18 protein-coding genes and 1 pseudogene are annotated in these 23,593 nt (G+C 69.7%); 7 read left to right on the top strand and 12 right to left on the bottom strand.

Translation table 11 applies throughout. The features are described 5' to 3' along the window. Positions 1 to 16 precede the first annotated feature (16 nt). The 6 genes from ICW72_RS21295 to ICW72_RS07310 all read right to left on the bottom strand — a co-directional run bounded on the left by ICW72_RS21295 (position 17) and on the right by ICW72_RS07310 (position 6,624). Positions 17 to 571 (bottom strand): ASCH domain-containing protein, encoded by a 555-nt coding sequence (locus ICW72_RS21295; RefSeq protein ID WP_223880890.1) that lies wholly within the window; start codon positions 569 to 571, stop codon positions 17 to 19. 1,006 nt (positions 572 to 1,577) lie between these two features. Then, entirely contained in the window at positions 1,578 to 1,778 is a 201-nt protein-coding gene (locus ICW72_RS07330; protein ID WP_191085600.1) for a hypothetical protein, read from the bottom strand. Positions 1,779 to 1,874: 96 nt separating this feature from the next. After that, complete coding sequence (locus ICW72_RS07325; protein WP_191085599.1) at positions 1,875 to 2,618, bottom strand: ABC transporter ATP-binding protein; 744 nt, start codon at positions 2,616 to 2,618, stop codon at positions 1,875 to 1,877. Then, a complete protein-coding gene (locus ICW72_RS07320) occupies positions 2,615 to 4,459 on the bottom strand; it encodes a branched-chain amino acid ABC transporter ATP-binding protein/permease (protein ID WP_191085598.1) in 1,845 nt (614 codons plus the stop codon). The genes ICW72_RS07325 and ICW72_RS07320 overlap by 4 nt, the downstream gene beginning before the upstream one ends. Then, complete coding sequence (locus ICW72_RS07315; protein ID WP_184385754.1) at positions 4,456 to 5,331, bottom strand: branched-chain amino acid ABC transporter permease; 876 nt, start codon at positions 5,329 to 5,331, stop codon at positions 4,456 to 4,458. The genes ICW72_RS07320 and ICW72_RS07315 overlap by 4 nt, the downstream gene beginning before the upstream one ends. A gap of 69 nt (positions 5,332 to 5,400) precedes the next feature. Next, complete coding sequence (locus ICW72_RS07310) at positions 5,401 to 6,624, bottom strand: ABC transporter substrate-binding protein (RefSeq protein WP_191085597.1); 1,224 nt, start codon at positions 6,622 to 6,624, stop codon at positions 5,401 to 5,403. 287 nt (positions 6,625 to 6,911) lie between these two features. On the opposite strand from ICW72_RS07310, the pseudogene ICW72_RS07305 reads away from it, so the two are divergent. Continuing rightward, positions 6,912 to 9,295: pseudogene (locus tag ICW72_RS07305) on the top strand (xanthine dehydrogenase family protein molybdopterin-binding subunit). Here the strand turns inward: ICW72_RS07305 and ICW72_RS07300 are convergent. After that, on the bottom strand, positions 9,296 to 9,931 hold the full coding sequence (locus ICW72_RS07300) for an isochorismatase family protein (protein ID WP_191085596.1): 636 nt from the start codon (positions 9,929 to 9,931) through the stop codon (positions 9,296 to 9,298). A gap of 113 nt (positions 9,932 to 10,044) precedes the next feature. On the opposite strand from ICW72_RS07300, the gene ICW72_RS07295 reads away from it, so the two are divergent. The 5 genes from ICW72_RS07295 to ICW72_RS07275 all read left to right on the top strand — a co-directional run bounded on the left by ICW72_RS07295 (position 10,045) and on the right by ICW72_RS07275 (position 17,454). Next, positions 10,045 to 12,117, top strand: coding sequence for a hydantoinase/oxoprolinase family protein (locus ICW72_RS07295; RefSeq protein WP_191085595.1), 2,073 nt, complete (start codon positions 10,045 to 10,047; stop codon positions 12,115 to 12,117). Positions 12,118 to 12,127: 10 nt separating this feature from the next. Next, entirely contained in the window at positions 12,128 to 13,897 is a 1,770-nt protein-coding gene (locus ICW72_RS07290) for a hydantoinase B/oxoprolinase family protein (protein WP_191085594.1), read from the top strand. Beyond that, the gene (locus ICW72_RS07285) at positions 13,894 to 15,180 is read left to right on the top strand and encodes an amidase (RefSeq protein WP_191085593.1); all 1,287 of its coding nucleotides are present in this window, start codon (positions 13,894 to 13,896) and stop codon (positions 15,178 to 15,180) included. The genes ICW72_RS07290 and ICW72_RS07285 overlap by 4 nt, the downstream gene beginning before the upstream one ends. Positions 15,181 to 15,190: 10 nt before the next feature. After that, positions 15,191 to 16,174 carry an isopenicillin N synthase family dioxygenase gene (locus tag ICW72_RS07280; protein WP_191085592.1) on the top strand — a complete coding sequence of 328 codons (984 nt, stop codon included), beginning with the start codon at positions 15,191 to 15,193 and terminating at the stop codon, positions 16,172 to 16,174. A 179-nt stretch (positions 16,175 to 16,353) separates the two neighbouring features. Further along, on the top strand, positions 16,354 to 17,454 hold the full coding sequence (locus ICW72_RS07275; protein WP_191085591.1) for a YihY/virulence factor BrkB family protein: 1,101 nt from the start codon (positions 16,354 to 16,356) through the stop codon (positions 17,452 to 17,454). Between the two features lie 10 nt (positions 17,455 to 17,464). Here ICW72_RS07275 and ICW72_RS07270 read toward each other — a convergent pair whose 3' ends face one another. From ICW72_RS07270 to ICW72_RS07250, 5 genes are all read right to left on the bottom strand, one after another. Continuing rightward, positions 17,465 to 18,217, bottom strand: coding sequence for an ABC transporter ATP-binding protein (locus ICW72_RS07270; protein WP_191085590.1), 753 nt, complete (start codon positions 18,215 to 18,217; stop codon positions 17,465 to 17,467). Next, entirely contained in the window at positions 18,210 to 19,181 is a 972-nt protein-coding gene (locus tag ICW72_RS07265) for a FecCD family ABC transporter permease (RefSeq protein ID WP_191085589.1), read from the bottom strand. Before ICW72_RS07265 ends, ICW72_RS07270 begins: the two co-directional genes overlap by 8 nt. Continuing rightward, a complete protein-coding gene (locus ICW72_RS07260) occupies positions 19,178 to 19,993 on the bottom strand; it encodes an ABC transporter substrate-binding protein (RefSeq protein ID WP_223880889.1) in 816 nt (271 codons plus the stop codon). Before ICW72_RS07260 ends, ICW72_RS07265 begins: the two co-directional genes overlap by 4 nt. Positions 19,994 to 20,070: 77 nt before the next feature. Continuing rightward, entirely contained in the window at positions 20,071 to 22,257 is a 2,187-nt protein-coding gene (locus ICW72_RS07255; RefSeq protein WP_191085587.1) for a TonB-dependent receptor, read from the bottom strand. A 4-nt stretch (positions 22,258 to 22,261) separates the two neighbouring features. Next, a complete protein-coding gene (locus ICW72_RS07250) occupies positions 22,262 to 23,047 on the bottom strand; it encodes a hypothetical protein (protein WP_191085586.1) in 786 nt (261 codons plus the stop codon). A 28-nt stretch (positions 23,048 to 23,075) separates the two neighbouring features. On the opposite strand from ICW72_RS07250, the gene ICW72_RS07245 reads away from it, so the two are divergent. Next, positions 23,076 to 23,582, top strand: a complete 507-nt coding sequence (locus tag ICW72_RS07245) for a Fur family transcriptional regulator (protein ID WP_191085585.1) — start codon at positions 23,076 to 23,078, stop codon at positions 23,580 to 23,582. Positions 23,583 to 23,593: the final 11 nt, after the last annotated feature.

Raw genomic sequence — 23,593 nt, 5'->3', positions numbered from 1 at the left:
CGGATATTGCCGCCCGTCAGCTGGACGATGGCGCTCGCCGGTTCACCGCGGACGGGCAGCGCGCGTGCGGGCGGCCCTGCCGATCTGACGGCAGGCGGCGAGGAGGGTATTGGCCTGTCGGCCCAACATTCCGGGCAATGGCGGTCGCAGTCGTCGCGACGGCGAGCGGTGCGCGCCCGGCGATCGCCTCTGTGACCGACCGATCGAGAACCACCCAGCCGACGGCACCTGACGGGTGTCGGTAAGGCACGGGCGCAGCAAGCGGGCGCGCGTCGCGGAGCACCCATGGAATCACCCATCCAGCAGCGAGGGCGTCCTGCTGCCATCCGGGGTCGATACGGTGCCTGTCGACTGTTGCTGCCATCGCATCAGCGTCGAGCGGCGCCAGACAGTCGGTGAGGTCGGCGGTTCCCACGACGAATCCAGAGCGCTTCCTGATCAGCGCGATGCGACCGCGAAGGCTCGTTGGGCGCGACCGCATCTCCCAGGTCTTCGCGCCAGAGAGGATCATGCTGACCCACGGTTCGTCGACGACAAGGCCCCGCGTGGGAGCGCCATGTAGCGAGGTCACACTAGTCGTCCGGAAACAGCCTCCGCATCTGGTCCGGATCTAACGGGATACGTTTTGGTGTCCCTTGGGGGCGATTTGCTCTTTTGTCGAGCTCCGTGATCTCCGCCTCGGCCCGCTTGGGGTCGACGACAACCAGCAACCGGCGCGGGGGCTTAAGGGAACCGCGTGCGTGTCGTGCAGCCATATCCTTGGCCTTCTTGTCATAGTCGCTCACTTGCGCTTGTCCCGCCGTAGCCATGCGTGGGTGTATTCCGCCGAGCCTTGCCGGCCGTGCACCGTATTGGATAGCTGAGCAGTAGGATTTGCGCTCCTCGTTCGACCAGCCTTCACTTCCGCAGTGTAGGGTTGGTCATTAGCAAATCCTATTGCGTCCGGACCAGGACTCTTCTCGCTGTCCTTCAGGGACCAGTCCACGTCCGGATACTGATCCCGCAGCACTGCTTCGCCGACCTCCTCAGCCCTGCGCGCTCGTGAGACGGGCTGATTTGATCCATCACGTCCGATACTGTTCAAGCGTTCGGTGAGGGACTTCTTAGGGGGCTTCGCCATAACGTGCCTGGCTCAATGGAAGCCAGACTGTAGCGGGCTGTCTGCCAGCCCTTCAACTTCGTTCCGACCACGGCCATCCGAGCAGTCGAATAGGCGGGCGAGTGGGCGAACGTCAGCGACAAGCTGCGAGAGACGCTTCCGTATGGGTTTCGCTTCCTACGCCACTTCCACTTCCACCCATGTCTCCCTGCCTGGCGGCCACGCCGGTGGCGCAGATATTTCCGCGATTTTTGCGGACGGGCCGGCCATGGCGCCGGAGGGGATAAGCGCCGAGACAGCCTCTCTCCGTGCCCGCATTCTCCAGACTGGTGACTGGCCGATTATCGAGCCGCATGGAAAGTTCTGAAAAAGCTGATTTTTCGGAAACGGAAGCGTGGCGAAATTTATGAAGCGGAGGCGCCGTCGAAGAGTGCTGGCACCAAATCCTTGATCGGTAGCCCCCTCTCCGAGACGACGATCAAGCCGCCCGTGCCGTTGACAGCGCCTCGGCCTGCCGCAGGAGCGTATGGCCGGCCGCGTCCCGAAGGTCCGACGGATCGCCATAATTCCGGAGGATCCGCTTCACGAGCATCTGGGCCGGCAGCCGAAAGGCGCCGCCCTCCATCATGCCAGCCGCCACCCGCCGCGGGGAAGCATCCGCGACGAAGCTGGGCAGCACGTTGGTGGCATGGCGCGCAGGCCTGACGAAGGCGTGATGGAGATTGCCGATTCCATCCTGTGACAGGGCGGATTGCGGCCCCGATCAGCGGCCGCCTCATCCCCGCGCGTGGGACCGGCGGCCGAGATAGGCGTCCAGCACCCGCTCATCATGGGCGAGGTCCGAGGACTTGCCCTCCAGCAGCACGCGCCCGTTCTCCATCACATAGGTCCGGTGCGTGACGGAAAGGGCGTAAGACGCCATTTGCTCCACCAGCAGGATGGACAGGCCCTTGCGGTTCAGGTCGATCAGCACCGGGAAGAGCATGTCCAGGATCTTGGGCGCCAGGCCCAGCGACAACTCATCAATGACCAGCAGGCGCGGGCGCGACAGCAAGCCCCGCGCAATGGCCAGCATCTGCTGCTCCCCGCCCGAGAGCGTGCCGGCGGATTGGTCTATGCGTTCGCCCAGGCGGGGGAACATCGTGATGGTCTTCTCGATGTCCTCATCCACGCCGCGCGGGTCGGTCTTGATGCGGGTATAGGCGCCGAGCACGAGGTTGTCGCGCACGCTCTGGTCGGAGAAGACCATGCGGCCCTCCGGCACCATCGCCAGGCCGCGTGCCACCATGCGGTGGCTGGGCTGGCCGGTCACATCGCTGCTGTCGAAGGTCACCGCGCCGGCCGCCGGCTTCACCACGCCTGAGATCGCGCGCAGCGTGCTGGTCTTGCCCGCGCCGTTGGACCCGATGACGCCCACAAATTCGCCGGCGCCCACATGAAGGTCCACGCCGCGCACCGCCTCGATCCGACCGTAGGAAACGCAGAGGCCCGAGACCTCCAGGATGGGGCGTTCGGTCATTTCGCGGCCTCCAGCGAGGGGGTGGCGCCTTGCCCGAAATACGCCTCGATGACCTTGGGGTTCGCCTGCACCTCGGCCACGGTGCCATCGGCGATCACCTCGCCATAATCCAGCACCGTGACGCGGTCGGAGACGGCCATGATCATGTCCACATGGTGCTCGACGAGGATCACCGTCATGCCACGGTCCGCGAGGCCGCGGATGAGGGCGATGAGGTCCTCGATTTCCCCATGGGTGAGGCCGGCCGCGGGTTCATCGAGCAACAGGAGCTTGGGCCGCAGCGCCAGCGCACGGGCAATCTCCAGCCGGCGCTGATGGCCGAAGGGCAGGTTGCCCGCGGCTTCGTCGGCGAATTCGGACAGGCCCACGAACTCCAGCAGGCGCAAGGCTTCGGCCCGGGCCGCGCGTTCCTCACGGTGGAAGCGCGGCAGGCGCAGCAGCGTCTCCGCGAAGGTCGCGCGGAAGTGCGGATGGGCGCCGACCAGCACGTTCTCCAGCACCGTCATCTGCGAGAACAGTTCCGTGTTCTGGAAGCTGCGCGCCACACCCAGCCGCGCCAGCGCATAGGGGGGTGCATCGCGCAGGCGCTCGCCGAACAGGGTCACGCGCCCTTCGGTCGCCTTGTAGAAGCCGGAGATGACATTCAGGAGGGAGGATTTCCCCGCGCCATTGGGTCCGATCAGCGCATGGACGGTGCCGGCGCGGACCTCCATGTTCACCGTGTTCACGGCGGTGAGGCCGCCGAAGCGCAGCGTGACGCCCTCCGCGAGAAGCGTCGCCTGGCCCCGCGCGTCAGAGCGCCCGATGACGGCTTCCAGCCCAGTGCCCCAGTTGGGCCAGCCGCCGGTGGCGCGGGGGCTAGGCTTCGTCCAAAGCCGCGCCGGCAGCCTGCCAAGGGACCCCACGATGCCCTGAGGCAGGGCGAACAGCACGACCGCCAGCAGCAACCCATAGCCGAAGGTCTGCCACTGGCCGAGGCCCTGCAGGAATTGCGTCGCCGTGAACAGAACGGTGGTCCCGACCAGCGGCCCCGCCATGGTGCCCGACCCGCCCAGGATCACCATCAGCAGCAGTTCGATGCTGGTGGTGAAGGTGAAGGTCTCGTAGTTCACGAACAGCGCCAGGTTCGCGAACAACCCACCGCCCAACCCTGCGAACCCGGCCGAGATCGAGAACGCCATGGTGCGGATGGCCACGACGTTGATGCCCAGGGCGCGCGCCGCATTTTCGCTTTGCGCCGCGGCGCGCATGGCCCGGCCGTAGCGGCTGTAGGTGATGGCGTATTGCGCCCAGACGGCCAGCAGCAGGCAGAGCAGGATCAGGTAGTAGTAGTTGAAGCTCGTGCGGCGGACCGCCATCAACGGCTCGCCGAACAGGGTCGGACGGGGAATGCCGGCGAGGCCCGAGGCACCGCCCGTGAAGCTCACCCATTCCCGCAGGATGTTCACGAAGATCAGCCCGAAGGCGATGGTGATGACGGCGAGGTACACTCCGCGCACCCGCACCGTCGGAAAGGCCAGCACCGCGCCCATCATGGCGGGGATAAGGATGGCAAAGGCCATGCTTTCGGCGAAGGAGAAGCCCGCGCGCAGCGACAGCAGCGCCGCCACATGCGCGCCCAGCCCATACAGCGCCGCCTGGCCGAGCGAGACCAGGCCAGCCAGCCCGACAAGAAGGTTCAGACCGATGACCACGATGGCGAAGATCATGGCACGCATGACCAGGCGCAATTCGTAGCTGGTGGGGAAGCGTTCGCCCGTCAGGTCCCCATACCAGGGGAAGCCCGCGATGATCGCGGCAAGGAGCAGCAGGGCCAGCCATCCGGCGCGGTGCGCGTTCATACCTTGCGGACCTCCTTGCGGCCGAACAGGCCTTGGGGAAACAGCAGCAGTGCCAGGATCATGATGGTGAAGCCGATGGCGTCGCGCGCCGCACTGGACAGGAAGCCCTCGATGAATCGCTCCAGCACGCCGTAGAGGATGCCCACCACCACCACGCCCTTGGCGTTGGCGATGCCCGCGATGATGGCCACCATGAAGCCCTTCAGCCCCACAACCACGCCCATGGTGGAGGACGCCTGCACCACTGGCGCGATGAGGAAGCCCGCCAGCGCGCCGATGCCGCCGGCGAGGCCGAAGGCGAACAGCGTGATGCGGTCCGCATCAATGCCGACCAACCCGGCCGCGGTGCGGTTCAGGGCCACGGCACGCAGTGCGCGGCCCAGCACGGTGCGGCGGTAGAAGGCCTCCAATCCGAAGGTCAGCACGATCAATGCCACCGGAATGAGCAGTTCCTGCGCGTAGATGCCGGCACCGCCGATGCGCAGCGGCTCCTGCATGAAGGGCGTATCGAGCGGGCGGCCGAGCGGACCATAGGTCGCGGTGGCGAAGCTCTCCATCATGATGCCGACCGCGATGGTGGTCAGCATCCAGCCGATGGCGTTGGCGTCGCGATTGAAGGGGCGCACGAAGACACGCTCGATGACCGCCCCCGTCAGCGTCGCGATGGCGATGGCTCCGCCTGCCGCGACCAGCAGCGGCATGCCCAGCTCCACCAGCACCACGGTCAGCACGCCGCCCAGCATGAAGACGTTGCCATAGGTGAAGTTGACGGCCTTGGCGGCGCTCCACATCACGTAGAAGCCCAGCGCCACCATGGCGTAGACGCTGCCCACGGAAATCCCGGTCAGCAGATATTGCAGGATCGCTTCCAAGCGGGCCTCCGTGCGTGAAAACAGACACGGCGCGGAGCTGGCGCCCCGCGCCGCGAAGAGCGTCTTGCCTCAGTTCGTGCGTGCGCGGCCGTAGGGCGTCTGCGCGATCGGCAGCAGCTGGCCATCATGGAAGGCAAAGAGCTGGTAGGCGCTGGCCTGGATGGCGTCGTGCCGCTCCTGCCGCCGCTCGAACGCGGGCGCGTAGTTGGCGACGATGCCCTGGTAGTTCACGCGGAACAGCGCCTCCCGGAAGGCCTCGCGGTCGAAGCGGCCGGCCAGCTTGATGGCTTCGGCGATGATGAAGGTGGCGTCGTAGGCGTTGGCCGTGCCTGAGGGCAGCGGGATGTCGGCCGCGGTGCGGATCTGCGGGAAGCGCGCCTGAATGCGCTGCAGCACGCCGGCGGCGCGCGGCGGAAGTTCGCCCATCCAGGTGTAGGTGCCGGCGACGATCACCCCATTGGCCAGCGGCCCCGCGGTCTGGGCGAACTGGACGCCGACGCCCCAGGCCGAGACGATCTGCGGGCGGTAGCCGAGGCGGTCCATGGAGCGCAGCAGGTTCGTCGCCTCGCGGTCCACGCCGTAGAAGATGATGGTGTCCACGCCGGCATCGCGCAGCCGGATGAGCTGGGCGGACATGTCGGTGTCGGCGATGTTGAACGTCTCCTGGCCGGCCAGCGAGATGTTCGCCGCGCGCATGGCCGCCGTCACGTCCGGGACGGCGCCCTGGCCCCAGGCGGTGCCTTCATAGACCAGCGCGATCCTGCCCGAGGCGCTGCGTGCGCGCGCGGCATCCACCAGGAAGGGCGCCACCCAGCGATCCTTCATGGAGACGCGGAACATCCAACGGTTCGCGTTGTTCGGGTGCTCGATGACGCCCGTGCCGGCCGAGATCACGCCCATCCAGGGCAGGCCCATTTCGTCCAGCGGCTCGCGCAGGGCGATGGCGTTGGGGGTGCGGAAGCCGCCCATCATCACGATGCAGTTGTCGCGTTCGCCGATGCGGCGCGCATTGTCCACGGCGCGGGCCGGTTCGCCCTGGTCATCATAGGCGATGAGCCGCAGCGGCTGGCCGAGCACGCCGCCAGCCGCATTGATCTCCTCAATCGCGGTCTCGACGGCGATCCGGATGGAAAGGCCCGTGTGCGCCAGGGGGCCCGTCAGCTCCCAGGATGCGCCGATGCAGGGCTGCGCGCGCTGCGCGGCGGCCGGTGCGGCCGCACCAAGTGCCAGGCCAGCCAGCACGCCAAGGCCCAGCAGTGCGCGGCGCGGCGCGAAGGGGGGAATTCGTGACATCTGGATCGTCTCCTTGGTCCCGGGTCCGGCCGTGCCGGAGGGTGGCCTGCCGAGGCAGCCGCCAAACCCTAGGGGCTGTCCGGAGGCGGCCGCAACGCGCCGCAATGGATCAGCTGCGCGGTCTGGCGGCATGCGGACAACGTCATGCATAGATTTTGTGCTTTTTCCCACAAAATTGCCTTCAGTGCGTGCGAAAAACGTTCTTCGTCGGCCGAACGACTTGTTCTTTGCGCGCCATTCCGCCCGTTGCTCGTCAACACTTGGCGTCCCACGGGAGGACATGAGGCATGGCGCAGAGCGGCATCGGGTCATCGGTTCGGCGGAAGGAGGACCACCGCTTCATCACCGGCCGCGGGAACTATGTGGGCGACATGCAGCGGCCGGGCATGGCGCATGGGGTGTTCCTGCGCTCGCCGCACGCGCATGCCGTGTTGAACGGGCTGGATGTGTCGGCGGCGCTGGCCGCACCCGGCGTGCTGGGCGTGATCACGGGGGTGGATTTGGCCGCCGCCGGCGTGGGCGGGCTGCCCTGCGGCTGGGGCATTACCGGCAGCGATGGCCTGCCCATGAAGGAGCCGCCGCACCCCGCGCTCGCCATCGGCAAGGTGCGCTACGTGGGCGACGCGGTGGCCTTCGTCGTGGCCGAGACGGCGCACCAGGCGCGCGACGCCGCGGAACTCATCACCGTGGACTACTCACCCCTGCCCGCGGCGGTTGACCTGGAAAGCAGCGTCGCGCCCGGCGCGCCGCAGATTTTCGACGATGTGCCGGGAAATCTGTGCTGCGACTGGTCCATCGGCGACGCGGCGGCCACCGATGCCGCCTTCGCCCGCGCCGCCCATGTCACGCGCCTCAAGCTGGTGAACAACCGCCTGGTGGGAAACCCGATGGAGCCGCGCGCCGCCATCGCGGAATATGAACCCACCACGGGCCAATACACGCTGTGGACCACCAGCCAGTTCCCGCATGTGGTGCGGCTGCTGATGGGCAATTTCGTGCTCAACATCCCGCAGCACAAGCTGCGCGTGGTGGCCCCCGATGTGGGCGGCGGCTTCGGCGTGAAGCAGTTCCACTATGCGGAGGAGGCCGTGATCACCTTCGCGGCCAAGCGCCTTGGCCGTGCGCTGAAATGGGTTTGCGAGCGCAGCGAGGGCTTCATCAGCGACGCCCATGGCCGCGACCATGTGACCGAGGCCGCGCTGGCGCTGGACGCCGAGGGGAAGTTCCTCGGCATGAAGGTGCTGACCATCGGCAATATCGGTGGCTACATCTCGACCTTCGGGCCGAACATCCCCACCAACCTCTATGCGCCCCTGCTGGCGGGCGTGTACACGACGCCCGCCATCCATTGCCAGGTGAAGGTGGCCTTCACCAACACGGTGCCGGTGGATGCCTATCGCGGCGCGGGCCGCCCCGAGGCCACCTTCGTGGTGGAGCGCCTGGTGGACATGGCGGCCATCGAGATGGGCATTGACAAGGCCGAGATCCGCCGCCGCAACATGATCGCCCGCAGCGCCTTCCCCTACCAGACGCCGGTGATGATGAAGTACGACAGCGGCGACCCCTTGGGCTGCCTCGACCGTGCGTTGGCGCTGGCGAACTGGGAAGGTTTTCCACAACGCCGGGCTATCGCGAAGCAGCGCGGCAAGCTTCTGGGCGTGGGGCTGTCCACCTATATCGAGGCGTGCGGCCTCGCACCCTCGCGCATCGCGGGGCAGTTGGGCGCCCGGGGCGGGCTGTATGAGAGTGCCACCGTGCGCGTGCACCCCACCGGCCATGTCACGGTGCTGATCGGCACCCACAGCCATGGCCAGGGGCACGAGACCACCTTCGCGCAGATCGTGGCGGAAAAGCTGGGCGTGAAGTTCGAGGACATCGACATCGTGTTCGGCGACACCGACCGCGTGCAGTTCGGCATGGGCACCTACGGCTCGCGCTCTCTGGTGGTGGGGGGGCCGCGCTGGCAAAGGCGTCGGACCGCGTCATCGCCAAGGGTCGCAAGATCGCCGCCCACCTGCTGGAGGCGAGCGAGGTGGACATCGAGTTCTCCGAAGGCCGCTTCACCGTCGCCGGCACCGACCGCGGGAAGTCCTTCCAGGAGGTGGCGCTGGCCGCCTATGTCCCGCACGACTATCCGCTGGAGACGCTGGATCCCGGGCTGGAGGAACAGGCGTTCCACGACCCGGTGAACTTCTCCTTCCCGGGCGGCGCGCATGTGGCCGAGGTGGAGATCGACCCTGACACCGGACACATCACGCTGGTGAACTATGTCGGCGTGGATGATGTGGGGACCGTCATCAACCCGATGATCGTCGAGGGGCAGTTGCATGGCGGCGTGACCCAGGGCATCGGCCAGGCGTTGCTGGAACACTGCGTCTATGACCCGGCGACGGGGCAGATGCTCAGCGGTTCCTTCCAGGACTACTGCATGCCGCGCGCCGATGATGTGCCGAGCTATTCCATGAAGAACCATCCCGTCCCCTCCACCGACACGCCCATGGGCGTGAAGGGATGCGGCGAGGTGGGTTCCATCGGCGCCCCGGCGGCCGTGATCAACGCGGTGGTGGATGCGCTGTCGGACTATGGCATCACGCACATCGACATGCCCGCCACGCCCGCGCGCATCTGGCGCGCGATCAAGGCCGCGGAGATGCCGATGGCGGCCGAATGATCAGCGACTGTTGCTGGTGCGCCATTCCTCCAGCTTCGCGATCATCGCATCGGCGGTGGTGATGTCGGCATAGCGGCGGCCGACATCCTTGATGTTCTGGTCATGGGCGGCCTGGTCCTGGTCGCCCACGCAATCCTCTGGCACCTGCACGCGGAAGCCCAGCGAGAAGGCATCGATGATGCTGGCACGCACGCAGCCGGAAGTGATGCAGCCGGTGACGATGACCGTATCCACCCGCTCCCGCGTCAGGATGGCGCCGGCGGCCGTGCCGAAGAAGATCGATGGCGCCGTCTTGGTCAGCACCACGTCCGGCCCCTCGGCGGCGATGCGCGGGTCCAGCGTGGTGCCCGTGGTGCCGGCCAGCAGATCCAGCACGGGCGGCACCTTCCAGTGCGGAGCCCCCTTAGGCCCGTCGAAGGCGATGACGCAGGCGATGATGGGCGCGCCCGCCGCCTTGGCCGCACGCATCAGCCGCACGGTGTTGTCCAGCGCGCGATCCACCAGCGGCGCGCCGCCCATGGGGAAGGCCGGATCGGTGAAGCCCGTCTGGAAATCCACGACCACCAGGCCGGGCTTCTCACCGAAGCCCACCCCCTTCGCGCCATAGCCGCGCGCCGCATAGACGTCTTCGCTCATCCCGTTTTCACCCAATGTTTGAGAGCGTGTGATTCCCACATGGGACCGGCTTGCCAGCCCCCGGGCCCGATGCACCATCGCGAAAGACAGGCATTGGTCCAAAGGAAAGCGGCATGGCGTATCGGATTTCCGTGGATACCGGGGGAACTTTCACCGACATCGTCGTGCTTGATGATGCCGGGACGCTGCATATCGGCAAATCCCTCACCACGCCCGACCGGATCTTCGAAGGAATGAAGGGTGCGCTTTCGGTGGTTGCCGCTGATCTGGGCATCAGCCTGGGCACGCTGCTCGCGGAGGCGGCAATCCTGATCTACGGCACCACGCGCGCCACCAATGCCGTGGTGACGAAGCGCACGGCGCGTACCGCCTTCCTGACGACGCGCGGCTTCCGCGATACGCTGACCCTCAAGGAAGGCGGCAAGCACGGTCCGCACGACTACAGCTACGACTACCCCGATCCCTACATCCCGCGCCGCCTCTCCTTCGAGATCACGGAGCGCATCAGCGCCGAGGGCGAGGTCGTGATCCCCTTCGACGAAGCCCAGGCGCGCCAGGTGATCGAGACGCTGAAGGCGCGGCGCGTGGAGGCCGTTGCCGTCTCGCTGCTGTGGTCCATCGCCGAGCCCGCGCATGAGCTGCGACTGGGCGCGCTGCTGGACGAGATGATGCCGGGCGTGCCCTACACGCTGTCGCACCAGCTGGTGCCCATCCTGCGCGAATACCGGCGCGCTTCCGCCACCGCCATCGATGCCTCGTTGAAGCCGCTGATGCAGAAGCACCTGGGCGAGATGGCCTCCGATCTGCGCGGGGCGGGCTTCACGGGCGACCTGCTGGTCAGCACCTCCGTGGGCGGTTGCCAGGCGGTGGAGGAACTGATCGCGCGGCCCATCCACACGCTGAAATCGGGCCCGGCCATGGCGCCCGTGGCGGGACGCGCCGCCTGCGCGGTGGAGCGTCTGGGCGGCAACGCCATCGTCTGCGACACCGGCGGCACCACCTTCGACGTGGGCCTGGTGCGCGACGGCGGCCTTGTCTACACGCGCGACGCCTGGCTGGGGCAGCGCTGGCTGGGCGACATCATCGGCACTTCCACCGTGGACGTGCGGTCCATCGGCGCGGGCGGCGGTTCCATCGCCTGGCTTGATGCGGGCGGGCTGCTGCGGGTGGGGCCGCAATCAGCCGGCTCCACGCCCGGGCCGGCCTGCTATGGGCGCGGCGGCGACCAGCCCACCGTGTCCGACGCGGCGCTTTTCCTGGGCTACATCGACCCTGCCTACTTCAACGGCGGGCGGCTGGCGCTGGACGCGGACGCGGCGGCCCGCGTCATCACGCGGCTCGCGGGCGAAATCGGCCGCACACCGGACCAGACGGCGGCGGCCATCATGACCATCGCGAACGAGCTGATGATCAAGGCCATCGGCGAAATCACGGTGAACGAAGGCCTGAACCCGCGCGAGAGCGTGATCGTGGCGGGCGGCGGCGCCGCGGGCTTCAACATCATGCCCATCGCGCAGGAACTGGGGTGTGCGACGGTGGTGCTGCCGCGCCTGGCCTCGGCGCTGTCGGCCTGCGGAATGCAGTACAGCGCCATCGTGTTCGAGGCGACGCGCAGCCGCTTCACCGACAGCACGGGCTTCGACATTGCCGGCGTGAACCGCGCGCTGGAGGAGATCGAGGCCGAACTCGCCGCCTTCCGCCGCGGCCTGCAGGGCGCGGATGGCGCGGAAGCCAGCGTCGAGCTCGTGGTCGAGGCCCGCTACCGCGCGCAGGTCTGGGAACTGGACACGCGCCTGCCCGTCAACCGCATCACCGCGGCCGATGTCGCCGGCCTCGCCGAGGCCTTCCACCAGGCGCATGAGCGCGTCTACGCGGTGCGTGACGAAGGCAGCCCGGTGGAATTCGTGAACTGGAAGGGGCGCATGTCCATCAGCCTCTTCGCGCCGCCGCCGCCGCCCGACGTCGTGGCGACGCCGCACAAGCCCGAACCCGCCACCCACCGCCCCTGCTACTTCACCGAGACGGGGCGCGCCCCCACGCCCATCTACCGGGGTGCCACGCTGCAACCTGGGGCGCAGATCGCGGGGCCGGCCATCATCGAGGAACCGACCACCACCATCGTGGTCTATCCCGGCCTGTCGGCGGAACTCTCCGCCGCCGGCAACTACATCCTGCATTGCGCGTGAGGAGGAACCGATGATGGATCCCGTCCTGCTCTCCGTCATGGCCAATCGGCTCGACGGCATCGTGCGCGAAATGACGAACACCCTGCTGCGCGCCGCGCGTTCGGCCGTGATTTCCTCGGCGCGGGATTTCTCCTGCTGCCTGGTCACGGGCGATGACCAGCTGCTGGCGCCGGCCGAAGGCCTGCCCGTGCACATCTTCGGCTGCCACATCCAGACGGCCAACATGCGCCGCTATCATGCGGGCGACATCCGGCGTGGCGATGCCTATCTCGACAACGACCCTTACGGCGGCAACACCCACCCGGCCGACCACACCTTCATGGTGCCCATCTTCTTCGAGGGCGAGCACCTCTTCACCTCGGTGGCGAAGTGCCACATGGCGGATATCGGCAACTCCATTCCGTCGAGCTATTTCGTGCTGGCGCGTGATGTGTACCACGAGGGCGCGCTGGTCTTCCCGGGCGTGCGCATCCAGCGCGATTTCAAGAACATCGAGGACATCGTGCGGATGTGCCGGGCGCGCATCCGCGTGCCGGACCAATGGTATGGCGACTACCTGGCGGGCCTCGGTTCCGCGCGCGTGGCCGAGCGCCGGCTGGAGGAGTTCTGCGCGAAATACGGCGTGGCCACCGTGAAGAATTTCATGGCCGAGTGGTTTGACTACTCCGAGCGCCGCATGGTCGAGAACATCCGCCGCATGCCACGCGCGAAGCTGGTGAATAAAGGAAGGTCGGACCCGCTGGAGGGTATCCTTCCGGGCGGCCTGGAACTCACGGTCAAGATCGAAATCGACCCCGACGCGGCGATGATCCATGTGGACCTTTCCGACAACCCGCCCTGCGTGGATGTGGGGTTGAACACCTCGCTGGGTGCGGCGACCTCCGCCGTGGTCGGCGCCATCTTCAACGCGCTGGACAAGGATCTCCCCCGAAATGCCGGCAGCTTCCGGCGGCTGACGTTCAAATATGCGGAAGAGAGCGTGGTGGCCGCGCCGAAATTCCCGCACTCCTGTTCCATGGGCACCACCAACGTGTCCGAACGGCTGGTGAACGTCACCCAATCCGCCTTCGCGCAGCTTGGTGACGGGCATGGGCTGAGCGAGGGCGGCACCGGCCTCGGCGCCGGCATGGCGGTGATTTCCGGCAAGGATCATCGCCGCGGCGACGCGCCCTTCGTGAACCGGATGATGCTTTCCACCAATGGCGGCCCGGCCTCTCCGGTGGCCGATGGCTGGGTGAACTACGCCATCCCCGTCATCGCCGGCCTCATGTACCGCGACAGCGTGGAGGTGGATGAACTCAAGCACCCCATCCGCGTGAACAGCCTGGAGATCGTGCCGGACAGCTCCGGCGCGGGGCGGCATCGCGGCGCGCCGGCGCAGCAGATCGAGCTGGCGGCCACCGGCAATCCCGTCACCGCCGTCATTTCCTGCGACGGCCAGCACGCGCCGCCGCGCGGTGTGGTGGGCGGGCATGACGGCACCGCCGGCAAGACCTGGCTCGTGGGCGAGAATGGCGATGCCGCGCGCCTGCCCAATGTGGTCCAGGTCTCGCTGCAGAAGGGCCAGGCGCTGCGCGGCCGCGACAGCTCGGGCGGCGGCTATGGCAATCCGCTGGACCGCGGCCCGGACCGTGTGCTGCACGATGTGCTGGAGGGCTGGGAGAGCCGCGAGAAGGCGCGCGACGTCTATGGCGTGGTCTTCACCGGCGAGATCGAGGATGAGACGCTCGCCGTGGACATCGCCGCCACCGAGGCGCGCCGCGCGGAGCTGCGCGCATGAACAAGCTGGTTCAGGACCCCGGCCGGGTGCGCGACCTCGGCGCCGCCATGGCGCGCGGCGAACTGACCTCCGAAGCGCTGGTGCAACGCTGCCTCGACCGCATCGCCGCCGTGGATGGGGAGGTGCAGGCCTGGCTGCATGTGCTGGCCGAGGGCGCGCTGGCCCAGGCCCGCGCGCTCGACCGCGAAGCCACGAGGCGCGGCCCCCTGCACGGCATTCCCATCGCGGTGAAGGATGTGATCGACGTGCGGGGCCTGCCCACCCGCGCCAACAGCCTCTCCCGCGCCGATGCGCCGCCCGCCACGGCGGATGCCACCGTGGTGGCCCATCTCCGGGCGGCGGGCGCCGTGGTGCTGGGCAAGGTGCACACCACCGAATACGCCTATTTCGCCCCTGTCCCGCCCACCCGGAATCCTTGGGATCCGGCGCGCACGCCGGGCGGCTCCTCGGCCGGATCGGGCGCCGCGGTGGCATCCGGCATGGTGCCGCTGGCGCTGGGCACGCAGACGGCGGGCAGCGTGAACCGGCCCGCCGCCTATACCGGCACGGGGGCGTTCAAGCCCTCCACGCTGTCCATCGGCGGCGTGGGGGTGGTGCCCCTGGCGCCGAGCTTCGACACCATGGGCGCCTTCGGTCAGACGGCACAGGACGCGGCCTTCCTTGCGGCTGGCTTCGCCGCGGATCACCTCGGCCTGCCGGGCGCGCAGCCCACCCGCCCGCGCGTGGTGGTGCTGCGCGACGACATGCTGGCCCGCATGACGGCCCTGGGCACGGCGGCCCGCGTGGACGCGTTTGCCGCCACGCTGAAATCAGCGGGGCTGGAGGTGGTGGAGGCCCGGACGCCTGTCCCGCTCGAGGCCCTGCTCCTCGCCCACCGCCAGGTCCTGCTGGCCGAGGCCGGACGCACCCATGCGCGCCTGCCGATGGACCGCATTTCGCCGCGTCTCGCCGCGGACATCGCCACCGGCCTGGCGATGAGCGATTCCGAGTACCACGCCGCCCTTCGTGACCTGGCGCGGATGCGGCGCGCCTTCTGGGCCGACTTCGGCGACAATGACGCGCTGCTGATGCCCGCCGCGCCGGATGTCGCGCCCGCCGATGGCACCACCGGCGACCCTTCCTTCGTCATCCCCACCACGGCGCTTGGCGGGCCCGTCGCGAGCCTGCGCGCGGGGCTCGATGCCGGCATGCCGGTTGGAGCGCTGCTCTTCGCAGCCCCGGGCCAGGATGCGCGGCTCGCCGGCTTCCTGTTCTCCGACCTCGCCACCGAACTGGACCTGTAGAAAGACTGCCATGCTGCTGAACGTCCCCGTCATCAACGTCGCGCCCTTCCACGGCGGCGATCCCGCCACGAAGCGCGCCATCGCGGCCGAGGTGGGCCGCGCCATCCATGACATCGGCTTTCTCGTCATCACGGGCCATGGCGTGGATCCGGGGCTGATCGCGAAGGTGCAGGCCGCGTCCAACGCCTTCTTCGACCTGGACGCGGCGGAGAAGAACCGCGTTCTGCGCCCGGCACCGGACGTCACGCGCGGCTACATCCCGCTGGAGGCCGAGAGCGTGGGCCGCAGCCAGGGCGTGGACGTACCGGGCGACCTGAACGAGAGCCTGATGATCGGCCCGGTGGACGTGCCGGACACCGCGTATTTCCACGGCCCCGCCGCCGGGAAGCACTTCCACCCGAACCTCTGGCCTGAGAACCCGCCCGAACTGCGCGCCCTCTATGAGGAATACTTTCGGGCGATGGGCGCGCTGGCCGAGGACCTCATGGCCATGTTCGCGCTCGCGCTGGACCTGGAAGAGGATTTCTTCGCCGCCAAGATCAACCACCACATCAGCCGCCTGCGCGTGCGCAACTATCCCGCGCCGAAGGTGCCGCCAAAGCCCGGCCAGTTGCGAGCGGGCGCCCATGCCGACTATGGCTCCCTCACCATTCTGCGCGCCGAGGACAAGCCCGGCGGCCTGCAGGTGCTGAACCGCGCGGGAGAATGGGTGGACGTGCCCATTGCGCCCGACAGCTACATCATCAACATCGGCGAGTTGATGGCGCGCTGGACCAATGGCCAATGGAAGGCGACATTGCACCGCGTGGTGAACCCGCCGGCGGAACTCGTGGCGGGCAGCCGGCGCCTTTCGCTCGTCTTCTTCCACAACCCGAACTACGACGCGCCGGTGGCGGCCCTGCCCGGCACCGTGCCCGAGGGCGAGGTGCCGAAGTTCGCTCCCACCACCTCGGGCGAGCATCTGCGGGCGCAGTTCGTGCGCACGCAGGTGTGACGGGCAGGGTTGCCGGCGGAGACCGGCGCCGCCACCGGCTCGGGCCGTCACGCGCGGTTAAGGCGCTGATGTTCCACGCCTCGCCCAAAAACATCCGCATCAGCCCATGAAATCCGACCTCCACGCGCCACCCGGGCCGCCCTCCGGCGTTGGCTTCGCAGGCAAGGCAGGGGTTCGGCATGGCGGGCTGGGAGCGATATGAGGATGAGCGTGGCGCGCGACGGGGCGACTGGCTCCTGGGCGGCGCCGCGCTGGCGGCGATTCTGGCGCTGGGCGCGAAGAGTTCCCTCACGTCATCCCCACGCCAGCCGATCGCGCCGCAGAGGATGGCCCACCAGCCCGCCGGCTCCGGCGGCGCGGCGCGGAACCCGTCCGACATCCCCCCGCGCGGCTGGTGGCAAATCCTGAAGCGCACCGCGCAGCAGGCCAATGAGGACCGGCTGATGATGGAGGCCGCCGCCATCACCTTCTACACCCTGCTGGCGCTGTTCCCGGCGCTGGCGGCCCTGGCCTCGCTCTACGCGCTGTGGACGGACCCCGCGACCATCCAGGGGCATCTCTCCGCGCTGGCCGGCTTCGTCCCCGAAGGCGGCATGCAGATCATCGAGGAACAGGTGACGCGCGTGACCGAGACCGCCGGCGGCACGCTGGGCTTCGGCGCGGTGGTAGGCCTGCTCATCTCGCTCTGGTCCTCCAACCAGGCGGCGAAGGCGATGTTCGACGCGCTGAACATCGTCTACGAGGAGCGCGAGAAGCGCAGCTTCGTCAAGTTCACGGCCGTGACGCTGGCCTTCACCCTCTGCCTTATCCTCTTCGCCATCCTAACCATGATGGGCGTGGTCGCGGTGCCGGTGGTGCTGGGCATGGTGGGGATGGGCAGCACGGCGGAGACCCTGCTGCGCTACGGGCGCTGGCCCTTGCTGCTGCTCATGGTCGGGCTGGTGCTGGCCTGCCTCTATCGCTGGGGGCCGAGCCGGGCGAACGCGAAATGGCGCTGGGTGAGCTGGGGCAGCGCCTTCGCCTCGGTGGCCTGGCTGGCCGGCTCGGCGGCCTTCTCCTGGTATGTCTCGAATTTCGGCACCTTCAACGAGACCTATGGCTCGCTCGGCGCCGTGATGGGCTTCATGACCTGGATCTGGCTCTCGGCCCTGGTCATCCTTCTGGGCGGCGAGCTGAACGCCGAGATGGAGCACCAGACGGCCCGCGACACGACGGACGCGCCCGACAAGCCGATGGGCACGCGGCATGCCGCGATGGCCGACCACGTGGCGGCGAGCTAGGCGGGGCGCCTCAGCCTCCGCCGCGCGCGGACAGCAACAGGCCCCCCTCCGTCCGCACCCGGACGAACTCCACGCCGAAGGCGGCGTCCAGCCGCGCATCCTCGGCCAGGGCCGCCGCCGCTTCCAGCGCGCGCAGGCGTCCCTGGTGCAGCAGCGCCAGGCGGTCGCAGCCGGCCAGCGCCAGGTTCAGGTCATGCACCACCACGGCCACCGCCGCCCCCTCCCGCGCCGCCGCGCGCAGCCGCCGCATGAGGGCGAGGGACTGCCCCACATCCAGCGCCGCCGTCGCCTCGTCGGCCAGCACCACGCCGGGCCGCGTGGCCAGCACCGAGGCGGCCAATACGCGCGCCCTCTCCCCGCCGGAGAGGCTGGACCAGCGCCGCGCCAGCAGCCCCGCCACGCCATGCAGGGTGGCCACCTCCTCCAGCCCCGCGGCGCTGCCGCCCCGCTCCAGCCCCAGGCGCAGCAATTCGCGCGCCGTGTAGTCCCAGTGCGGCGCGAAATGCTGCGGCAGGTAGCCCATGCGCCGCGCACGCTCCCGTGCCGGCCAGGCGGGCAGGGGGCGGCCGTGCAGGCGCACCTCTCCCGCGGCGGGGCGCAGCAGCCCGGCCATCAGGCGCAGCAGCGTGGTCTTGCCCGCGCCGTTGGGGCCGATGAGGCCCAGCACCTCGCCAGGATGCAGGTCGAAGGACACGTCCTCGACCAGTGTTGCCGCGCCGGCGCAGTAGCCCAGGCCCCGCAGGCTGAGCGCCGCCTCAGCCACGCCGCGCCTCCCGCGCCAGCACCAGCAGGAAGAAGGGCGCGCCGATGGCGGCCGTGACGAGGCCGAGCGGGATTTCCGCCGGCGGCAGCAGGGCGCGTGCCGCGCCATCACACAACATGGCCAGCCCCGCGCCGATGGCCGCCGCGCGCGGCAATAGCCCCCGGTGCAGCGGCCCCGACGTCCAGCGCGCCAGGTGCGGCGCCATCAGCCCCACGAAACCCACCAGCCCGCCCCACACCACGCTGACCGCCACCACGAAGGCGCCCGCCAGCACGGCCAGCGCCACGAAGCGCCGCACCGGCAATCCGAAGGATTCCGCCACCGCCTCGCCCAACCCCAACAGGTCGAGCCCCCGCGCCAAAGCGAGGCACAGCCCCAGCGCCGCCGCCGTCAACGCGGCCAGCACCGCCAGCTCGCGCCAGGAGGGCGTCTGCACGCCCCCCAGCGCCCAGGCCAGCACGGCCTGCAGGCTGACCGTCTCGTCAGAGAGCGCCAGCATCAGGAAGGAGCGCACCGCCCCCAGCAGCGCCGCCACCGCCACGCCCGCCAGCAGCAGCGCGGCGATGGAGGTGCCATCCGCCAGCCGCGCCAGTGCCAGCACCAGCCAGGTGGCCCCCCAGGCGCCGCAGAAGGCCAGCAGCGGCAAGGCCAGCCATTGCGGCAACGGCAGCGCCACCAGCAGCGCCACCGTGGCGCCCACGGCCGCCCCGCCCGCGCTGCCCAGCAGATAGGGCTCCGCGAGCGGGTTGCGGAACACGCCCTGGAACACCGCGCCACCCAGCGCCAGCAGCGCCCCCACGCAGCCTGCCGCCAGCACGCGCGGGAGGCGCCATTGCCACAGCAATTGCCCCAGGGGCTGCACGGGATCGGCCAGCAGGGACAGCGCCTCGGCCGGCGTCAGCGTCACCGCCCCCAGCATCAGCCCCGCCAGCAGGCCGAGCGGCGGCAGCAGCCAGGCGATCATGCCGCTTCCCCATGCAGCAGCCGCGCCAGGTTCTCCACCCCATCCACCACGCGCGGCCCGGGGATGAGGAATTGCGCGCGGCTGACCACATGCACACGGCCACCACGCACGGCCGACAGCGCCGCGAAGCCGGTACGGTGCGGCACCTCGGCCGCCTGATCGGGCCGGCCCGCCACCAGATAGAAGTCGGGATCCGCGCGCAGGATGGCCTCGCCGGAGACAAGCGGCGGGCCGTTCGGCGAGACATCGGGAAACACGCTCTCGCCGCCTGCCAGCCGCACCGCGTCGAAGGAGTAGCTGCCGGGGCGGATGGTGCCAAACACGCCGCGCCCGGTGCTGGAGGTCTCCATGAAGACCCGCACGGGCGCACGCCCCGCCAGCCGCATTCGCACGGCGTCGAGCCGCGCTTCCAGCCGCGCCACCAGCGCCTCCGCCACCGTCTCCTGCCCCGTGGCCATTCCCAGCAGACGCAAATTGGCGAAGATCTGCGGCAGGTCGCGATGCGTCACCACCAGAGTGGGCACGCCGATGCGCGACATGGGCTCGGTCAGCGCATGGGCGGCGTTGCGGGCGGGCGTCATCACCACCAGGTCCGCCTCCAGCCGCGCAATGGCCTCGGCCGAGAAGCCGAGCCGCCCGCCCACCAGCGGCAGCCCCTGCACCTCTGGCGGGAAGCGTGTGTAGGCTTCGACGCCCACCACACGGTCCAGCGCGCCGATGGCCGCCAGCATCTCGGTGTTGGAGGCGAAGATGGCCACGATCCGCCGCGGCGGCCGCGCGAGGACGACGCGCCGCCCCAGCCCGTCCGTCACCGCGCGCGGCCAGGAGGTTGCGCGCGCAACCGATGGCGCCAGCAATGGCGCGGCCAGCAGCGCGCGGCGTGGCAGCGTCAGAATGTGACGCGCATCCCGGCCGTGAACTCCCGCCCCGGCATCGAATTGCCGAGCCCGCCATTGGACAGGCGCGCATCGCCCAGGAAGGGCTGCCCCGCCGTCGCGATGAAGAGCGCGTGGTTGTTCACGTCGAACAGGTTGTTGATGGCGCCGAAGATCCGCAAGCCCGGCGCCTGCTCCGGCAGGGGCTGGAAGCTGCCGCGCAAATTCCACACCCAGAAGGGGCCCTTGCGGTGGATGTATTCGCGGAAGGGCTCGGCCGCCGGGATCAGCAGGTTCTCCTCGGTGTCGTAGTGGACGGGGCCGCGCAGGATGCCCAGCACCGAGACATCCCAGCGCGCCTGCCCCACCGTGGTGCCGATGGCCGCCTGGTAGCGATACATGCGCTGCGCCGTGCGCGTGTTGACCGTGGGGCCGAGGCGCGCGCCCTCGTCGATCATGTCGAAGTTCCAGGACGCATTGGCGAAGGCCGTCCAGCGCCAGCCCTGGATGCCGAAGGCGCGCGCCATGTCGGCCTGGAACTGCACCTCCAGCCCGCGCACCAGGATGTCGCCGGGGTTGTTCACATAGTCCGAGGTATTGGCCACGCCGGGCCGCGCGCGGGTCGTGATGCGGTCCTGGATGGTGTTCTGGAACAGCGCCACATCGGCGCGCCAGCCGGGGCGGAACAGGGCGGCACCGAGTTCATATTGCGTGCTGGTCTCGGGGCGCAGGTTCGGGTTGCCGAAGACGCGCCCGCCGCCCAGCGCGGTGAAATCCGCCGCGAGGTCGGTGGCCGTGGGCGCGCGGAACCCCGTCGCGGCATTGGCGCGCAGCACGGCGCCCTCCGCCACGCGCAGGCTGGCGCCGGCCGACCAGGTGGTCGCCTCGTAATCCGCGCTCCGCAGGCGCAGCGCCGGCAGGTTGGGGGTTGCGTCCACCTGGGTCTCGCCCCAGGTCCGGCGCACGCCGCCGCGCAGCGTCAGCCGGTCATCCCACAGGCGCTGAGACAATTCGGCGAAGAGGCCCAGCGTCCGCTCCGTCTGGTCATTGTCATAGGGCGGCACCTGGGTGGTGATGCCGCTGCCCGGCAACCCCACGCGCCAGCGGGTGGAGCGCAGGGTGGAATGCTCCAGGTCCAGCCCCGTCACCAGCTCCGCCCCCTGCCAGAGCCGCATGGAGGGCTGCAGGCGCAGGCCCAATATGTCCAGCGTGCGGTGGTTGCGGTCCGCGTCGGTGCCGATCACCGGCAGGCCGGTGCCGCCCCGCTGGACGGGCGAGCGCCAGCGGAAATGGTCCACGTCGCGCACCGCGTAGAACTGGCCGAACCAGCGATAACGGCCATCCTCCGTGCCGCCATCCAGTGTCACGTCCAGGGAGGCGTTGCTGCGGTCGTCGCGGTTGGTGGTGTTCCAGGAGGAACCACGGAAGCCGGCGCCGTAGAGGCCATCGGTGCGCGCCGTCACGCCCACACGCCCCAGCCCGGTCTGCACGCCGAGCGCGCCCAGCGCCCCCAGCCGGTTCCATTGCGTGCCCGCCTGTTCGCCCCCGCCGCCCGCGCGGTAGGAATCGCGCCGTCCGCCCGCGAAGCCCAGATAGTAGTCCACGCCCGCGCCCTCCAGCGCGCCGCCATAGCCCGCGCGGCCTTCGACCAGACCCCAGGAGCCGCCGCGGATTTCCGCCCGCCCGCCCGGTGAGTTCACCCCGTCCCGCAGGATCAGGTTGATGACGCCGCCGAGCGCCTGGCTGCCATAGACCACGCTGGCCGGGCCGCGGATCACCTCGATGCGAGCCACTTCGGAGGGGCTGAGCTTCGACAGGTTGGCCGTGCCCGCGCGCCGCCCGTTCACCAGCACCAGCACCTGGCTGCGGAAGTCACGCCCCTGGCCGTCGGTGGCGCCGCCGCGGATGTTGATGCTGGTCTGCGCCGGCGTCCATTCGCTGAAGAAGCCGACCGCGTTCTCGGCCAGCAGGTCGGTCAGGTTCTGGGCGGTGCTGTTGCGGATGGTGGCTTCGTCAATCACCTGCACGGTGCCGGCGAGGGAGGAACGCGGCTCCGGGCGGCGGGTCGCCGTCACCACCACCTCGTCGAGGCTGGCCATGGGGGGCAGTCGCACCTCGGGCCCCGTGCCCTGCGCGCGGAGGGAGGTGGCGGGCAGGCCCAGCACGGCCAGCGCCGAGCCGGTGAGGAGAAGCTGTCGCATCGGTTCAGAGATTCCAGAGAAGAAGGGCCGAGACCTTGGGCGCGGCGAGTTCGACGCCGCCGCAGGGCAGGGGGCGGGCGGCCGCCTCCACCGCGGCGCGGCAGGCGGCGGGCGGCAGCGCCAACTGCGCCGCGCAATAGCGCGTGGCGGCGTCGAGCCCCTCGAAGCGCGCGCGGAAGGTCCAGGGGGCGAGGCGGATGTCGTGCGGCTGGTCCGGACCCAGGGCGGCCAGCACGCCGCGCAGGGCGGGTGTTTCGTCCTCGCCATGCAGGGTGGCGGGCAGGGCACCGGCCAGGCACCAGCGGCGCGGGCCGTGCTGGGCCGGCACCACCCAGGCCACCCGCGCCCGCGCGAGCGCCCGCATGTGGCCGAGCAGGGTCCGCGGTGCCTGGAGCGTGCCGCCGATATTGGCGGCGAAGGCCCAGTGGTGCGGGGCGAGGCCCAGTTCGGGCAGGGCTTCCCAGCAGGCGTTCAGCGGGCGCAGGGCGGGACGGCCCGTCCGCCGCAGCCGTCCCAGCCGGGCGCGCAGGTAGCGATTGGGCTCCAGCGCGGTCCAGGCCGCGCTGGCCGGCAGCCAGGGCAGGACCGGGTGGCCGGCTCCGGCGCCGATGTCGAGCAGGCTTTCCGGCGCCTCGCCGCGCAGGGCGCCCGCGATGGCCGCGCCGTAGTCGGAGCGGTCCAGCGCCCGCGCGTAGAAGCGCGCGGCGTGGTCGGGCCAGACGGAACCTCGGCCCGCATTCGGGGAGAGGCTGCCCTCCGGGTGCTGATCGGGGTTAAACTGCGGTGCCATCCGGCCGATCCTGTGATAAGATCACATCATGTGCAAGAGCATCCCCTTTCCGCGTTCGCTTTCCGCCTCGGCGCGCGGCGAGTTTTTCGCCAGCGCCGCCGCGCCGCCGCTGTCGCGCAACCAGGCGCTGGTGATGGGCGTGCTGCGCGCCGCGACCGGTCGCGCGCTCACCGCCTATGAGGTGCTGGAACGCCTGCGCCCCGAGGGTATCCGTGGGCCGCAGACGGTGTACCGCGCGCTGGACGCGCTGCGCGAGGCCGGGCTGATCCACCGTATCGAGAGCCTGAACGCCTACACTTCCGCCGTCAGCGCGCGGCCGAGCTGCGGCTGCACGCCCGCCCCCTATGACGACCACGCCCACCCCAGCGCCTTCGCCGTCTGCCGGGGTTGCGGCGCGGTGAATGACCTGGAGGATGCGGCGCTGGCAGCTGTGCTGGGAGTCGCGGCCGATGGCAGCGGCTATGCGGTGGAGCGCAGCGTGGTGGAACTGGTCGGCACCTGCCCCGATTGCACCCGGGCCGCGGTGGAGGCCTGACCGCACGGCGT

This window comes from Roseococcus microcysteis, from assembly GCF_014764365.1.
Lineage (GTDB): Bacteria > Pseudomonadota > Alphaproteobacteria > Acetobacterales > Acetobacteraceae > Roseococcus > Roseococcus microcysteis.
Note: the sequence above shows the minus strand (reverse complement) of the source record. Positions and strands in the feature narration are given on the sequence as shown.

Coding starts and splice junctions, on each gene's coding strand:
- ICW72_RS07325 (WP_191085599.1), bottom strand. CDS start 2,618: ATGACCGAACGCCCCATCCTGGAGGTCTCGGGCCTCTGCGTTTCCTAC.
- ICW72_RS07320 (WP_191085598.1), bottom strand. CDS start 4,459: ATGAACGCGCACCGCGCCGGATGGCTGGCCCTGCTGCTCCTTGCCGCG.
- ICW72_RS07310 (WP_191085597.1), bottom strand. CDS start 6,624: ATGTCACGAATTCCCCCCTTCGCGCCGCGCCGCGCACTGCTGGGCCTT.
- ICW72_RS07300 (WP_191085596.1), bottom strand. CDS start 9,931: ATGAGCGAAGACGTCTATGCGGCGCGCGGCTATGGCGCGAAGGGGGTG.
- ICW72_RS07295 (WP_191085595.1), top strand. CDS start 10,045: ATGGCGTATCGGATTTCCGTGGATACCGGGGGAACTTTCACCGACATC.
- ICW72_RS07290 (WP_191085594.1), top strand. CDS start 12,128: ATGATGGATCCCGTCCTGCTCTCCGTCATGGCCAATCGGCTCGACGGC.
- ICW72_RS07285 (WP_191085593.1), top strand. CDS start 13,894: ATGAACAAGCTGGTTCAGGACCCCGGCCGGGTGCGCGACCTCGGCGCC.
- ICW72_RS07280 (WP_191085592.1), top strand. CDS start 15,191: ATGCTGCTGAACGTCCCCGTCATCAACGTCGCGCCCTTCCACGGCGGC.
- ICW72_RS07275 (WP_191085591.1), top strand. CDS start 16,354: ATGGCGGGCTGGGAGCGATATGAGGATGAGCGTGGCGCGCGACGGGGC.
- ICW72_RS07265 (WP_191085589.1), bottom strand. CDS start 19,181: ATGATCGCCTGGCTGCTGCCGCCGCTCGGCCTGCTGGCGGGGCTGATG.
- ICW72_RS07255 (WP_191085587.1), bottom strand. CDS start 22,257: ATGCGACAGCTTCTCCTCACCGGCTCGGCGCTGGCCGTGCTGGGCCTG.
- ICW72_RS07250 (WP_191085586.1), bottom strand. CDS start 23,047: ATGGCACCGCAGTTTAACCCCGATCAGCACCCGGAGGGCAGCCTCTCC.
- ICW72_RS07245 (WP_191085585.1), top strand. CDS start 23,076: ATGTGCAAGAGCATCCCCTTTCCGCGTTCGCTTTCCGCCTCGGCGCGC.